The following is a 14,096-nucleotide window of genomic DNA, read 5'->3' on the forward strand; positions in this document are numbered from 1 at the left end:
GCAACAATTCCACCTATAAATAGACTTTTTATCCCCCCTATTCATTGCATCGTATACGACTATACATGGTCTAGGATACTGTCGTTTTAATTTATATCATCAGAAAGTATTAAGAATTTCTTAAAAAACAGTAAAATCTACTTTATTTTCAGTAAATTTGGTAAGCTAAGTAATAAGCATGCTTATACACCTCAATACACCACTTCTAACTTAAATTTATCCCGATGTCTTTCTTTTTTCTATGTACCATAATTGAAAATCTTTCTTTAAATGCAGTGCATCTTACTTCCAATTCGAATCCTAGTTTATTATAATTATAATCTAATAGAGGTTATAATTTTTTCACACATATAAGAAGGGAGAAATACACAAATGGACAAGAATGAAATGCACGAAAGCAAAGCTGGTGCTGAACAGTGCCCTGTATCCCATCACAAATCGAAGGAAGAGAGTGCCGTTACGACTGCAAAAGTTGGGACAACCAATAAAGATTGGTGGCCAAATCAGCTGAACCTGGACATCCTTCGCCAGCATGACAAGAAGACCAACCCAATGGGTGAAGACTTTGATTATGAAGAAGAATTTCAAAAACTGGACTATGATGCCCTGAAACAAGATCTTCATAATCTGATGACAGACAGTCAGGACTGGTGGCCAGCAGACTATGGACACTATGGTCCGCTCTTTATCCGTATGTCATGGCACGCAGCCGGGACGTATCGTACAGGTGACGGACGTGGTGGCGGTGCCACAGGAAATCAGCGTTTTGCACCACTAAACAGCTGGCCGGATAACGCGAACCTTGATAAAGCTCGCCGTCTGCTATGGCCGATCAAACAAAAATACGGGAACAAGATATCCTGGGCTGACCTCCTTGTACTTACTGGGAATGTTGCACTCGAGTCCATGGGCTTGAAGACCTTTGGTTTTGGGGGAGGACGCGAAGATATTTATCATCCGGAAGAAGACGTGTATTGGGGTACGGAGAAAGAGTGGCTGGCGGACAACCGTTATTCAGGCGACCGTGAGCTAGAAAATCCGCTTGCTGCCGTTCAGATGGGTCTCATCTATGTAAACCCTGAAGGTCCGAACGGAGAGCCAGACCCTCTAGGAAGTGGCCGTGATATCAGAGAAACATTCGCACGTATGGGAATGAACGATTATGAGACCGTTGCCCTTATTGCCGGTGGTCACACATTCGGTAAAGCACACGGTGCAGGAGACCCTGAAAAAGTCGGCGCAGCACCTGAAGCGGCTGACATCGAAGAACAAGGCCTGGGCTGGCAAAGCAAACACGGAAGCGGTAAAGGCCGTGACACCATCACAAGTGGTGTAGATGGTGCATGGACAGCTAACCCAACGACATGGGATAATGGCTACTTCAATCTATTGTTCGGTTACGAATGGGAACTTACGAAGAGTCGTGCCGGCGCGAATCAGTGGGCGCCTGTAAACCCTAAAGAGGAAGACCTTGCACCAGATGCTGAAGATTCTTCTGTAAAAGAGCCTACGTTTATGACGACCGCTGATATGGCATTAAGGATGGACCCTGAATATGAAAAGATTTCCCGCCATTTCCACGAGAATCCGGATGAATTTGCAGATGCTTTCTCTCGTGCATGGTTCAAGCTGCTTCACCGTGATATGGGACCTAAATCAAGATATCTTGGACCTGAAGTACCGGAAGAAGATTTAATCTGGCAGGATCCAATCCCGACTGTTGATTATGATTTATCAAACGATGAAATTAAAGAATTGAAAGGGAAAATTCTTAACACTGGTTTATCAGTAAGCGAACTGATTAAAACAGCTTGGGCTTCTGCAAGCACCTTCCGCGGCTCCGACAATCGTGGCGGCGCAAATGGTGGACGCATTCGTCTTGAACCACAAAAGGATTGGGAAGTAAACGAGCCTGAAATGTTAGAAAAAGTGCTTACGGTCTACGAAGACATTCAAAGCAAACTTGAGAAGAAAGTCAGCATTGCAGATTTGATTGTCCTTGGAGGCAGCGCTGCCGTAGAAAAAGCAGCAAAAGATGCAGGCGTTGATGTTACTGTACCATTCGCTCCTGGACGCGGAGATGCCACTCAAGAACAGACAGATGCAGAAAGCTTTGAAGTCTTAGAGCCGATGGCAGATGGTTTCCGTAACTACGAGAAAAAGGCCTACACGTTGAGCCCTGAGGAACTATTAGTAGATAAAGCTCAGCTGCTCTGTCTGTCTGCACCTGAAATGACTGTGCTGATCGGTGGTATGCGTGTCCTTGGTGCGAACTATAAAGACTCAGAGCACGGCGTATTCACAGACAATGTAGGTGCGCTGACGAACGACTTCTTCGTGAACCTGCTTGACATGGGCATCGAATGGAAGCCGTCAGACTACAACCTATACGAAGGACGCGACCGCCAAACAGGTAAACTCGTACGCACAGCGACACGTGTAGACCTTGTATTCGGTTCAAACTCTGTCCTGCGTTCTCTCGCAGAAGTTTATGCTCAGGATGATAATAAAGAAAAGTTTGTGCGTGACTTTGTAGATGCATGGGTGAAGGTTATGAATGCTGACCGTTTCGATCTTAAGGTAAACAAAGATTTGGCTTATCATAACGCATAATTAGATAAAGACAGAAGCCCGAGAGTTGGAATACTCTCGGGCTTTTTCAAATCTATTCTTTAGTATTTCTCTAACCACGTCACACACTCCACGTGGCTCGTCTGTGGGAACATATCAACAGGCTGAACCTGTTTCGTCTCGTATCCTCCATCTTCAAGCACTCTTAAATCACGCGCGAGCGTCGATGGATTACACGATACATAGACGATACGCTCCGGTTCCATGTCGAGCATCGCTTTCAAGAGCTCTTCATCACAGCCTTTTCGTGGTGGGTCAACAACGATAACGTCTGGACGCAGACCCTGGTTGCGCCACCATGGCATAAGTTCTTCTGCTTGTCCGACATAAAATTCAGCGTTTTCCATTTTGTTCAGCCGGCCATTCTTTTTTGCATCGGTAACGGCTTCTGGGACGATCTCCACTCCATAAACTTTCTTCGCTTTTTGAGCCAGGAAAAGAGATATGGTGCCGATACCGCAATACGCGTCAATAACTGTTTCGCCCCCTCTAAGGTCAGCGTACTCCAATGCTTGATCATAAAGCTTTTTTGTCTGGGTCGGGTTGACCTGGTAGAACGATTTAGGAGAAATCATAAATTTGATATCACCGATGGTATCGTAAATATACTCATCTCCGTAAATGACATTCGTTTCTTTTCCTAAGATGACATTGGTCTTAGCATGATTGACGTTATGGACGATCGATTTCACGTTCGGATAGGCATCGCGAATCTCATCAATAAGCTTCTTTTTATGCGGGAGTTTTTTCGTTTTCGTGACGATAACAACCATGATGTCCTTCGTATTTTGACCTGTGCGCACCATAATATGTCGTATCGTGCCACGATGTGTCTGTTCATCATACGCTGATATACCAAGTTTTGAAGCGATACGTCGAACCGCTTCCACCATACGGTCATTCATTTCATCCTGTATCAAACAAGTGTCCATATCAATGATGTTGTGGCTGCGTTTCTGGTAAAAGCCGGTCATCAGTTCACCGTCTTCTTTTTGCCCGACAGGAATCTGAACCTTGTTCCGGTAGCGCCAAGGATCATCCATACCAATCGTATCGTGTACCGGTACGTGTTCAAGATGGCCGATCTTTTTCATCGCATCTTTTACTTGCTTGTGCTTCATCTGAAGCTGCATTTTATAACTCATGTGCTGCAGCTGACAGCCTCCACATTGATAAAACACGTCACAAGGCGGCTCCACACGGTCGTCACTAGCCTCTTTTACTTCTAGCAATTTGCCAAAGCCGAAGTTTTTCTTCACTTTGACGACTTTGACGGTTGCTTGTTCACCAGGAAGGCCATACGGTACGAAAAGCGGATAGCCATCAACTTTCCCTACCCCATTGCCTTCGTGGGTCAGATCTTCAAATGTCAGTTCAATCGTTTGGTTTTTTTGTACAGGCGGCTTTGGTTTCGCCATCATTCATCCGTCCTTTTCTATGTGCTCTATCTTTGTAGTTTATCATAATTGGGAGGTGAGTCGCACCTCTATGAGGCGGTATTACATATATCGGGTGGCGATTCGTACAAGCTTTTGCCGAAATCAAGCAAACTATGCCGAGGTTGATGCAAACTCCACTCCAAATGGTGCAAGAACGTGCCAAGATGGTTTAAACATCCTCTGAAATGGTGCAGGTATTCCCTAGAATGGTGCAAACTCTCCCCCCCCACCGGCTAAATCAGCCCCATACCTCAACACGCTTCTATAACCACAGAAAAAGCGCTGCTAAAACAGCAGCGCTTCCTCTTATTTTTCTTCATAAAACTTCTCTTCCGGTACAAAGAAGTCAATATGGCGATACAAATTGACAAATTCCCCGGGCAATAATCCACCAAATTCCCCGTCAATATTCAACTGCATCTTCTCTTCCGTCTTTACTTTCACCCGACTTGCGGTCGTGTGAATGAATTTCGGATGAGTCAAATGGTTGCCTTGAATCGCAAGCGTAGCAAGGCGGACGAATTCGGCAATGTTCATTTTCTCGATGATCATCAGGTCAAATAGTCCATCGTCCATTCGAGCAGCTGGGGCCAGTTTCTCAAGGCCACCGACTGAGTTAGTGTTGGAAACGAGGAACAACATGATCTCGCCTTCGTACCACTTGCCGTCATATTCCATTTCGACGTAGGTCGGACGGATCGATGGCAGCATCTCAATCCCTTTCAAATAATAAGCAAGCTGGCCAATCATCGTTTTCAATTTACTTGGGACCTCGTAGGAAACCTCAGTGATCTTCCCGCCCCCGGCAATGTTCATGAAATATTGGTCGTTAACGCGGCCAATATCGAGTGGGTGGGTGTACCCTTCCAAAATGATATCGACGGCTTTATGAATGTTTCGCGGAATGCTAAGGGCACGCGCGAAATCGTTAGTTGTTCCGACTGGAATAACGCCGAGTTTTGGTTTGTGGTCCTGTTCGGCAATACCATTGATCACTTCGTTAATGGTTCCATCCCCGCCTGCAGCGACGACGACGTCGAATTCTCGTTCAACGGCATATTTGGCTGCTTCTACAGCATCTCCTGCACATGTGGTCGCATGTGTTGATGTTTCGTAACCACTTTGTTCGAAGCGCTGTAAGATATCGGGTAAAACCTTCCGGATCACTTCTCGTCCAGAGGTCGGGTTGTATATAATTCGGGCCCGTTTCATTCTTTAACCCCCTCATCCAGGCATGTTCCACATTACATCATAGCTCTTTTTCCTGAATTTGAAAACACTTTTTATAGTATATGATGGGTTGTCTCCACTCATACGAAAACACGCACTCTCAAAATCGTGCGTGCTTCCGCTTTCTCTGTTCACCTGTTAATTAACGCTTTTCCATTTCTGCCAAAATGATTTTGTTTACCATTGGTGGGTTGGCTTGACCTTTCGTCTCTTTCATGACCTGACCAACCAGGAAGCCGAGCGCTTTATCTTTTCCGTTCTTATAATCTTCAATTGACTGTGGATTGTTATCCATGATGCCAACGACGATTTCGGTCAGCTGACCTTCATCAGAGATTTGGACGAGTCCTTTCTCTTTGACGATTTTCTCTGGGTCGCCGCCTTTTTCAACAAGCTCTGTAAATACTTTCTTCGCAATCTTGGAAGAAATCGTGCCGTCTTCAATCAGCTTAATCATTTTCGCTAGTGATTCTGGTGTCAATGCAAGCTCATGAAGCTCTTTGTAGTGCTTGTTCATGTATGCAGATACTTCACCCATCAGCCAGTTGGATGACTGCTTAATGTCGCCGCCAGCCGCAATCGTTTCTTCGAAGAAGTCGGAAAGCTCTTTGTTGTTCGTAAGTACCATGGCGTCGTACTCAGGCAATTCAAGTTCTTCGATATAACGCTTCTTACGTGCATCCGGAAGCTCTGGAATCTGATCATAAATCCGCTGTTTCCACGCTTCATCGATGTGAAGGGGTACAAGATCCGGCTCTGGGAAGTAACGGTAATCGTCAGAACCTTCTTTGACACGCATCAGGATCGTTTCTTTTGTCTGCTCATCATAACGACGTGTTTCCTGCCCGATTACTCCACCGGAAAGCAATTCCGCACGCTGACGCTTCTCTTCGAACTCCAATCCTTTTTGTACAAAGGAAAAGGAGTTCAAGTTTTTCAGCTCGGTCTTCGTACCGAACTCTTCTTGACCGATCGGGCGAAGAGAAAGGTTGGCATCACAACGAAGGGAGCCCTCCTCCATCTTACAGTCAGATACGCCTGTGTACTGGATAATGTTCTTCAAGGCTTCCAAGTACGCGTATGCTTCTTTTGGAGAGCGGATATCCGGCTCGGATACAATTTCAACAAGCGGTGTACCTTGACGGTTGTAGTCGACAAGTGAATAGCCATCATCACTATGGGTTAGCTTCCCTGCGTCTTCCTCCATGTGAAGACGAGTGATGCCGATGCGCTTTTTCACGCCATCAACTTCAATGTCGATGTAGCCGTTCTCCCCAATTGGCTTATCAAATTGAGAAATCTGGTAAGCTTTTGGGTTGTCCGGGTAAAAGTAGTTTTTACGGTCGAACTTCGTATCTGTTGCGATTTCACAGTTCAGGGCCATCGCCGCTTTCATAGCAAAGTTAACGGCTTCCTCATTTAAAACAGGAAGAACGCCTGGATACCCGAGGTCGATTGGGTTAACGTTACTATTTGGCTCGTCACCAAACATGTTCGGTGATGGACTGAAAATTTTCGAGTTGGTTTTTAATTCAACGTGGACTTCAAGTCCTATAATCGTTTCAAAGTTCATGCGTGCGCACCTCCAAGAGACGGGCGTTGTTTATGGAATTCTGTTGCCTGTTCGAAGGCGTGAGCCGTACGGTAGACGGTTCCTTCATCGAAGTGTTTCCCGATGATCTGCAAACCGATTGGAAGTCCGTCGCCGGAGAATCCACATGGTACGGAGATTCCCGGTACACCTGCAAGGTTAACAGGGATCGTCAGAATGTCGTTCGCATACATCGTCATTGGGTCGTTTACTTTATCGCCGACTTTAAAGGCAGGCGTCGGAGTCGTTGGGCCAATGATGACGTCATAGTCAGCAAATACTTTTTCAAAGTCGTTCTTGATTAACGTACGGACTTGCTGGGCTTTTTTGTAATAAGCATCGTAGTAACCAGAGCTTAAGGCAAATGTTCCAAGCATGATCCGGCGCTTCACTTCATCACCGAAGCCTTCTGCACGGGAACGCTTGAACATGTCAAGCATAGACTCAACGTCTTCGGCACGCTTACCATAACGGACGCCGTCAAAACGCGCAAGATTGGCAGACGCTTCTGAAGACGCAATGAGATAATACGTAGACAACGCGTATTTAGAGTGCGGAAGAGATACTTCTTCCCACGTTGCGCCAAGCTCTTCGTATTTTTTCAAAGCAGATTGAACCGCTTCTTTGACTTCAGCAGAAACCCCTTCTGCAAGGTATTCCTTTGGTACAGCGATCTTCAAACCTTTTACATCACCAGTAAGAGACTCCGTGTACTTCGGAACTTCAACATTTGCAGAAGTTGAGTCCATTTCGTCGTGACCCGCGATCGTTTCTAGAAGGAACGCGTTGTCTTCGACGTTACGCGTAATTGGACCGATCTGGTCAAGGGAAGATGCAAATGCAATTAGACCAAAACGGGAAACACGGCCGTATGTCGGCTTCAATCCTACAACACCGCAGTAAGCCGCTGGTTGACGGATCGATCCGCCTGTATCAGAACCAAGAGAATAAGGTACCTCTCCTGCTGCTACAGCTGCTGCAGAACCACCACTGGATCCGCCTGGAACGTAGTCTGTGTTCCAAGGGTTACGAACAGCGTCATAGCTTGAGTTTTCATTAGAAGAACCCATTGCAAACTCGTCCATATTAAGTTTACCGATCGTGATGGACTTCGCGTCATTTAATTTATTTACAACAGTAGCATCATAAAGTGGATCCTCAAAGTTATCGAGAATCTGGCTTCCGGCAGTAGTGCGCAAGCCTTTTGTTACAATATTGTCTTTCACACCGATCGGTAGACCGAATAGCGGTGCGTCTTCTTCCCCTTGCTGTTTATCAAGGTAAGCAGCCTGGGCTCTAGCTGCTTCTTCGTTCAAGGTCAGAAATGCTTTGACTTGATCATCAACTTCATTGATTCGTTTGTATGATTCCTCGACTAAATCTGTAACCGTAATTTCTTTACTATGTAGCTTCTCTTGAAGCTCACGTAACGAGTACTCAAATAAAGACATCGTCGAACCTCCTTATTCCAATACAGATGGTACTTTAAATTGACCATCCTGTTGATCCGGTGCGTTTTTAAGTGCTTCTTCTTTTGAAATCCATCGCTTCGGCTCGTCTTTGCGAAGGACGTTTTTCAAATCAAGAACGTGTGTCGTCGGTTCGACACCTTCTGTATCTAATTCGTTCAGCTGCTCAGCATACGTGATGATGTCATCAAGCTGCTTCGTGAACATATCTGCTTCTTCTTCCGTGATAGCAAGGCGTGCCAAGTTGGCAACGTGCTTCACTTCGTCTTTACTAATTCTGGACATAATGCGACCTCCATTTCGATCTCACATAATATATGATCATACCAAATATCTGAATCAATAATCAACGTACGGTTTTTCACCCTCCCTATCTTAACATATCCAGACGGGGGCTGTCTTATCTTGGGGAGGAATAAGTGGCCGGGCTTTAATTTGAGTTAGGGAGCTTTATTTCACTGTTAGGACACTTTCCTTTCACGTTAGGGCACTTTGCCTTTCAGTTAGAGCTCTTTTAAGCACGCACGCTAAAAAGAAGGTGTTTCCAATCGTTATTTTTAAGCCGGGCACGGTACCTATATAAGCAAAAAAAGAATCCCCGGCAAACCGGGGATTCTTTCTGAAGTGTACTATTATAGAGATTTTGCTTTGTACATTTCTTCGACAATTTCTTTCGGCGGCGTACCACCCATACTTACTAAGATTGCAACTAGTCCACTCAAGATGAAACCAGGTACAATTTCGTAAAGATCGAAAATACCGCCGCTTAAGAAATCAGCCCATATTACAACGACAACCGCACCAGTGATAATACCAGCCAGGGCACCGTTACGAGTGATTCCTTTCCAGAATAGGGACAAGATAATGATTGGACCGAATGCAGCACCGAACCCTGCCCAAGCGTAAGATACGAGTTCAAGTACTTTACTTTCTGGGTTACCGGCAATAAGAATCGCAATCAATGCGATCGCTGCTACGGCGAAACGACCCACCCATACCAATTCTTTCTCAGAAGCGTTCTTACGGAAGATCGCTTTATAGAAGTCCTCTGCAAGTGCAGAAGAAGACACAAGAAGCTGAGAGTCAATGGTACTCATGATTGCAGACAAGATCGCTGCAAGCAGGATACCTGCAATAACTGGGTGGAACAGGATTTGTGAGAAGGTAATGAAAATCTTCTCAGAGTCAGCAAGCATTTGGATGCCGCCTTCTGTTACCACTTCAGCATTAAAGCTTCCAAGTGTGCTCAAGTCTTGAGTATTGATGAATGCAAGACCGAATAGACCTGTAAAAATCGCTCCATAAAGACCTAGGATCATCCAGCCCATTCCGATAAAGCGGGCTTTCGGTACGTCTTTAGGTGAACGTAGAGCCATAAAACGTACAAGAATGTGCGGCTGACCGAAATAGCCAAGTCCCCAGGCTAGTGAGGAAAGGATAGCAAGAGCCCCTACTCCTTGTACCATGTTCAGGTGAGATGGATCAATTTGAGCAACTGCGTCTACAGCACTGCTCCATCCGCCAAGCTCTGATACTGCCACAATTGGTACAGCAATTAGTGCTAGGAACATCAAGATACCCTGGACAAAGTCTGTCCAGCTTACAGCTAAGAAACCACCTAGGAAAGTGTAAGAAATTGTTACAATGGCACCAATCCATAGAGCCTGGTTATAGCTCAGTTCAAATGAAGCTTGGAACAGCTTCGCACCGGCTACCATACCGGAGGATGTATAGAAGGTAAAGAATAATAGGATTACGAATGCAGAAATCACACGTAAGATATGTGAGTTGTCACGGAAACGGTTCTCAAGATAATCAGGAATTGTGATGGAATCATTCACAATTTCAGTCATAACACGCAGACGACGGGCTACGAACTGCCAGTTTAAGTAAGCACCAAGGGCAAGTCCTACACCAATCCACGCAGATGATAGACCACTTGCATAAACCGCACCTGGCAAACCAAGTAGTAACCAGCCACTCATATCAGATGCACCTGCAGATAGTGCCGCTACTCCTGGACCTAATCGACGACCACCTAATACATAATCGGATAAATCACTTGTTAATTTGTATGCTGCAAAACCGATCCCCAGCATACCAATCAGATAAACTATAAACGTAATTAACGTTGCAGTACTCATGTTTTGTTATTCGCTCCTCTCAGTGAATAGTGTAATAATTGATAGAATGATTAAAATTGGCATTGGGACAAACAACCAGAACCATGTAGCCCCTTGAATAGTTGTTGCTGCTGTGGCTAGTTCAAACACTCTCCCACCTCCTCTAATCTTTTTGTTATGCACTCCTATGCATTCGTTCCGACATATGGTTCTTAAGTCATAGAAGCTTAAAAATCCAAACACAGGTACAACCATATCATATTATATTTGTTAGAACATTGCAAAAATTGCGAGTTTCAGTCGAATATGTATTTATATACATATATACTGTATAAAAATGCGTATATAAGTCATATCGACTATAAACATTCACAAAATCTTTTTGAATTTTTTTTGACAAAAAGCAAATTTAGAAGGTTTCCCCTCTTGATTTGCTTTTTTTATTATGTACGATCTGAAAAAAATAATCCCTTTCTTTACATAGTAGAAAGGAGATTATTTTTTTTCTTATTTTATAACATTTCAGATGTTGTTTTTCCTTGCATATGGTGAATTAAATAATCCGGTCCGCCCGCTTTGGAGTCGGTTCCAGACATGTTGAACCCGCCGAATGGATGGTAGCCTACGATAGCCGCTGTACATCCACGGTTGAAGTAAAGGTTTCCGACATGGAAATCTTCACGTGCTTTTTCAATATGGGCACGGTTGTTGGAAATGACCGCCCCTGTCAGTCCATATTCTGTATTGTTCGCGATTTCCAAAGCTTCATCGAATGACTTCGCTTTTGTGAAACCGACGACAGGTCCAAAAATTTCTTCCTGCATAATGGTTGCATCAGGTGCAAGGTCAGCAAAGACAGTCGGCTCGATAAACCACCCTTTACTATCGTCGCCTTTACCGCCAGCCATTAGCTTACCTTCTTCTTTACCAATCTTAATATAGTCCATAATCTTGTCATAAGCACCTTGGTCGATGACCGGCCCCATATAATGGCTATTGTCTGTAGGATCACCGTAATTGACGTGTTCTTTTGTCTTATGAACCACACGGTCAAGAAGCTCGTCATACACTTCTTCATGCGCTACGACACGGGAGCAAGCCGAACATTTTTGACCTGAGAAACCGAAAGCAGAATACGTAATTGCATCTGCAGCTAGCTCAAGATCGGAATCTTTGTCAACGACAATGGTATCTTTACCGCCCATTTCGATAATTGTGCGCTTCAACCATTTTTGACCTTCGTGAACTTTCGCGGCACGTTCGAAAATGCGTGTACCGACTTCTCGGGATCCAGTAAAGCTTACAAAACGAGTGCGTGGGTGATCGACAAGGTAGTCGCCCACTTCTTTCCCGCTTCCTGGAATATAATTGATAACACCTTTAGGAAGACCTGCTTCTTCAAGCACTTCCATCATCTTATAAGCGATAATAGGTGTTGCGCTTGCTGGTTTAAGTAATACGGTGTTGCCGGAAACCATGGCTGCAACCGTCGTTCCGCACATGATGGCGAACAAAAAGTTCCATGGGGAAATGACAACTCCGACACCAAGTGGAATGTAGTGGAAACGGTTATTTTCGATTGGACGTGAGTTGATTTCTACTCCTTTATCAATCTCAAGCATCTGACGTCCGTAAAACTCCATAAAATCAATAGCTTCAGCTGTATCTGCATCTGCTTCTTTCCAAGGCTTTCCACCTTCTTTGACTAGATGCGCAGTGAATTCATGCTTACGACGGCGGACGATCGCTGCAGCACGGAACAGTATGTCCGCGCGAAACTGGGCTTTGGTCTTGCGCCACCAGTCGAACGTTTCGTCTGCGATTCGGTGAGCTTTCTCAGCCAAATCCTGATTCGCTTTTGAAACATAACCAATAACTTCTTTCTTATTTGCTGGATTCACGACTTTAATCTTGTCATCCGTCATGATCCTTTCTCCGCCGATAATTAACGGGTAGTCTTTGCCTAAGTCAGACTCAACCTGTTTGATCGCAGCTTCCAATGCTCTACGATTTTCTTCCACGCTAAAATCGGTAAATGGTTCATGTTTGTAAGGTACTACCATGCTAAACCGCCTCCTTGAAAGTAAATGAGGTTAGACGCCACGTGATTTTTTCGAAAATTACCACTTCAAGCGTTTCCATTCATAATTTTATCGTAACCCTCTCACCAGTTCAAATTCTTTCATCTGAAATTCGTCGATTTAGCCTCAAATATTCCTGAAATTTGCGATTTGATTCTGATATCGTTCTCATAATCTAATTTACTTTCTTATATTTCTTCATTGCGTTCCTTGTCGAAATATGGATTCTAATTAATTCAAGAATGAATTAGTGGATTTTGTTAAAAATGAATGATTACGCGGCAAATTCAAGGCTGATTCCTAACGTTTGTCTGATTGTTAGAAAAAATTCCTATAAAAAGCCGTATGGACAGTAAAATCCATACGGCTTTAGCTTTTATTCATAAATGTGGACGAAAGGTTCTTCTTTCCCTGCTTTTTTCACAATTAAGCTTTCCTGACGGTCCATGCTCTTAATGTTCACCTCGACGGAATAATGCTCAGGGAACATTTCAACCACAAGGCTGTAGACATACTGAGTAAACCCGACGACTTCTGATTGCGAATGGAATTGAATCGGAATATCAATGGATACCTGCTTCAGTTCGTCATCCACATAGAATCCGTTTCCGATCATGCCTACAAAGTTTGGGAAGTAATCAGAAACTTCTTTGCGGAAGTCTGAGAAAATCTGTGAATCCTCAAAATAGTCTTTCTCTGCTTCTTTTGATGGGAAAAGCACATGTTTCTCATTGATCGACTTCCAATCTTTGATTTTACTGTCCGATCCATCCACATACGTTTTGCTAAGAAATTTGCCTGGGACCTTAGATCTTGCTTCTTCCTCTTCATATAGAGCAAAAACGATCGGTACGTCCTTCAGTTCTTCACGTTCTCTAAGGCGAGTCAAAATTTCTCCGGCGTACGCTTTTCCTTTTTTCAAAAGTTCTTCAGTAGAGTGGTTTTCCTTATAATCGCGATCCTCAGTAGTGAAATTATAGACTGTGCGAAGTGAAATGCCTATAGTCACACCTTGAACCTCAACGACCTTCTTGTCTTTTTTTACAAGATAATCTTGTTCAATGATATTGGAGATGTATTTCGGATTTTGCCGAAAATCCTCCTCAGAAGCTTCGTCTTCATTCAATTCGGGATTCAAGCCTTCTTCATTTTTTTCCGTATATCTGGATAGCCAGCTTAACAGTGTGTCTTGTGAAAGGAACTGTCCAGGCTGAAAGAAGTACTCTTCTGGACTAAAATATTCTTTTGAATGACGTCGAAGCCCACTTTCGAATTCGGCGATGTCCAGCCGATTCCCCATTTGGTTAGTTGTCACCGTTCTTGCCTTAGCTACTTTTGGACTACTTTCCGTCAAAATCATCCGATAATTCTCTTCTGACATCGTATAGCTTGGGACGATAGCTGTCTGGTTGCTATTTTCGTCTTTCGTTTCTTGAATGACTTCTTCTCTATTGTCAAAAACCGGGGTACACGCGCTTATAAACAGCAACGAACTTAACAACAGTGCGTGCAGCTTCCTCATGGTCTTTCCA

At 44.2% G+C, this 14,096-nt stretch carries 10 protein-coding genes; 1 reads left to right on the forward strand and 9 read right to left on the reverse strand.

Annotation, left to right across the window (positions count from 1 at the left end; genetic code table 11):
• Positions 1–372: 372 nt before the first annotated feature.
• Positions 373–2,613, forward strand: a complete 2,241-nt coding sequence (gene katG / locus HM131_RS17755) for a catalase/peroxidase HPI (RefSeq protein WP_085031027.1) — start codon at positions 373–375, stop codon at positions 2,611–2,613.
• A gap of 59 nt (positions 2,614–2,672) precedes the next feature.
• On the opposite strand, the gene rlmD is transcribed toward katG, so the two are convergent.
• The 9 genes from rlmD to HM131_RS17795 form a co-directional block, all read right to left on the reverse strand.
• Positions 2,673–4,049 carry a 23S rRNA (uracil(1939)-C(5))-methyltransferase RlmD gene (rlmD, locus tag HM131_RS17760; protein WP_085031028.1) on the reverse strand — a complete coding sequence of 459 codons (1,377 nt, stop codon included), beginning with the start codon at positions 4,047–4,049 and terminating at the stop codon, positions 2,673–2,675.
• Positions 4,050–4,376: 327 nt separating this feature from the next.
• Complete coding sequence (locus HM131_RS17765) at positions 4,377–5,282, reverse strand: diacylglycerol kinase (protein WP_085031029.1); 906 nt, start codon at positions 5,280–5,282, stop codon at positions 4,377–4,379.
• A gap of 160 nt (positions 5,283–5,442) precedes the next feature.
• Positions 5,443–6,873, reverse strand: coding sequence for an Asp-tRNA(Asn)/Glu-tRNA(Gln) amidotransferase subunit GatB (gene gatB, locus HM131_RS17770; protein ID WP_085031030.1), 1,431 nt, complete (start codon positions 6,871–6,873; stop codon positions 5,443–5,445).
• A complete protein-coding gene (gatA, locus tag HM131_RS17775; protein WP_085031031.1) occupies positions 6,870–8,342 on the reverse strand; it encodes an Asp-tRNA(Asn)/Glu-tRNA(Gln) amidotransferase subunit GatA in 1,473 nt (490 codons plus the stop codon). The genes gatB and gatA overlap by 4 nt, the downstream gene beginning before the upstream one ends.
• 12 nt (positions 8,343–8,354) lie before the next feature.
• Entirely contained in the window at positions 8,355–8,645 is a 291-nt protein-coding gene (gene gatC / locus HM131_RS17780; protein WP_085031032.1) for an Asp-tRNA(Asn)/Glu-tRNA(Gln) amidotransferase subunit GatC, read from the reverse strand.
• A 347-nt stretch (positions 8,646–8,992) separates the two neighbouring features.
• The gene (gene putP / locus HM131_RS17785) at positions 8,993–10,504 is read right to left on the reverse strand and encodes a sodium/proline symporter PutP (RefSeq protein ID WP_085031033.1); all 1,512 of its coding nucleotides are present in this window, start codon (positions 10,502–10,504) and stop codon (positions 8,993–8,995) included.
• Positions 10,505–10,510: 6 nt separating this feature from the next.
• Positions 10,511–10,633, reverse strand: coding sequence for a hypothetical protein (locus HM131_RS21200; protein WP_269749100.1), 123 nt, complete (start codon positions 10,631–10,633; stop codon positions 10,511–10,513).
• Positions 10,634–10,995: 362 nt separating this feature from the next.
• Positions 10,996–12,546, reverse strand: a complete 1,551-nt coding sequence (gene pruA / locus HM131_RS17790) for an L-glutamate gamma-semialdehyde dehydrogenase (protein WP_085031034.1) — start codon at positions 12,544–12,546, stop codon at positions 10,996–10,998.
• Positions 12,547–12,940: 394 nt separating this feature from the next.
• Complete coding sequence (locus HM131_RS17795; RefSeq protein ID WP_085031035.1) at positions 12,941–14,086, reverse strand: CamS family sex pheromone protein; 1,146 nt, start codon at positions 14,084–14,086, stop codon at positions 12,941–12,943.
• Positions 14,087–14,096 lie beyond the last annotated feature (10 nt).

It is taken from the genome of Halobacillus mangrovi, assembly GCF_002097535.1.
GTDB lineage: Bacteria > Bacillota > Bacilli > Bacillales > Halobacillaceae > Halobacillus > Halobacillus mangrovi_A.

Excerpts from the sequence above, each read along its gene's own strand:
- HM131_RS17795 (WP_085031035.1), bottom strand. The coding sequence starts at position 14,086 with ATGAGGAAGCTGCACGCACTGTTGTTAAGTTCGTTGCTGTTTATAAGC.
- putP (WP_085031033.1), bottom strand. The coding sequence starts at position 10,504 with ATGAGTACTGCAACGTTAATTACGTTTATAGTTTATCTGATTGGTATG.
- gatB (WP_085031030.1), bottom strand. The coding sequence starts at position 6,873 with ATGAACTTTGAAACGATTATAGGACTTGAAGTCCACGTTGAATTAAAA.
- gatA (WP_085031031.1), bottom strand. The coding sequence starts at position 8,342 with ATGTCTTTATTTGAGTACTCGTTACGTGAGCTTCAAGAGAAGCTACAT.
- rlmD (WP_085031028.1), bottom strand. The coding sequence starts at position 4,049 with ATGGCGAAACCAAAGCCGCCTGTACAAAAAAACCAAACGATTGAACTG.
- katG (WP_085031027.1), top strand. The coding sequence starts at position 373 with ATGGACAAGAATGAAATGCACGAAAGCAAAGCTGGTGCTGAACAGTGC.
- pruA (WP_085031034.1), bottom strand. The coding sequence starts at position 12,546 with ATGGTAGTACCTTACAAACATGAACCATTTACCGATTTTAGCGTGGAA.
- HM131_RS17765 (WP_085031029.1), bottom strand. The coding sequence starts at position 5,282 with ATGAAACGGGCCCGAATTATATACAACCCGACCTCTGGACGAGAAGTG.
- gatC (WP_085031032.1), bottom strand. The coding sequence starts at position 8,645 with ATGTCCAGAATTAGTAAAGACGAAGTGAAGCACGTTGCCAACTTGGCA.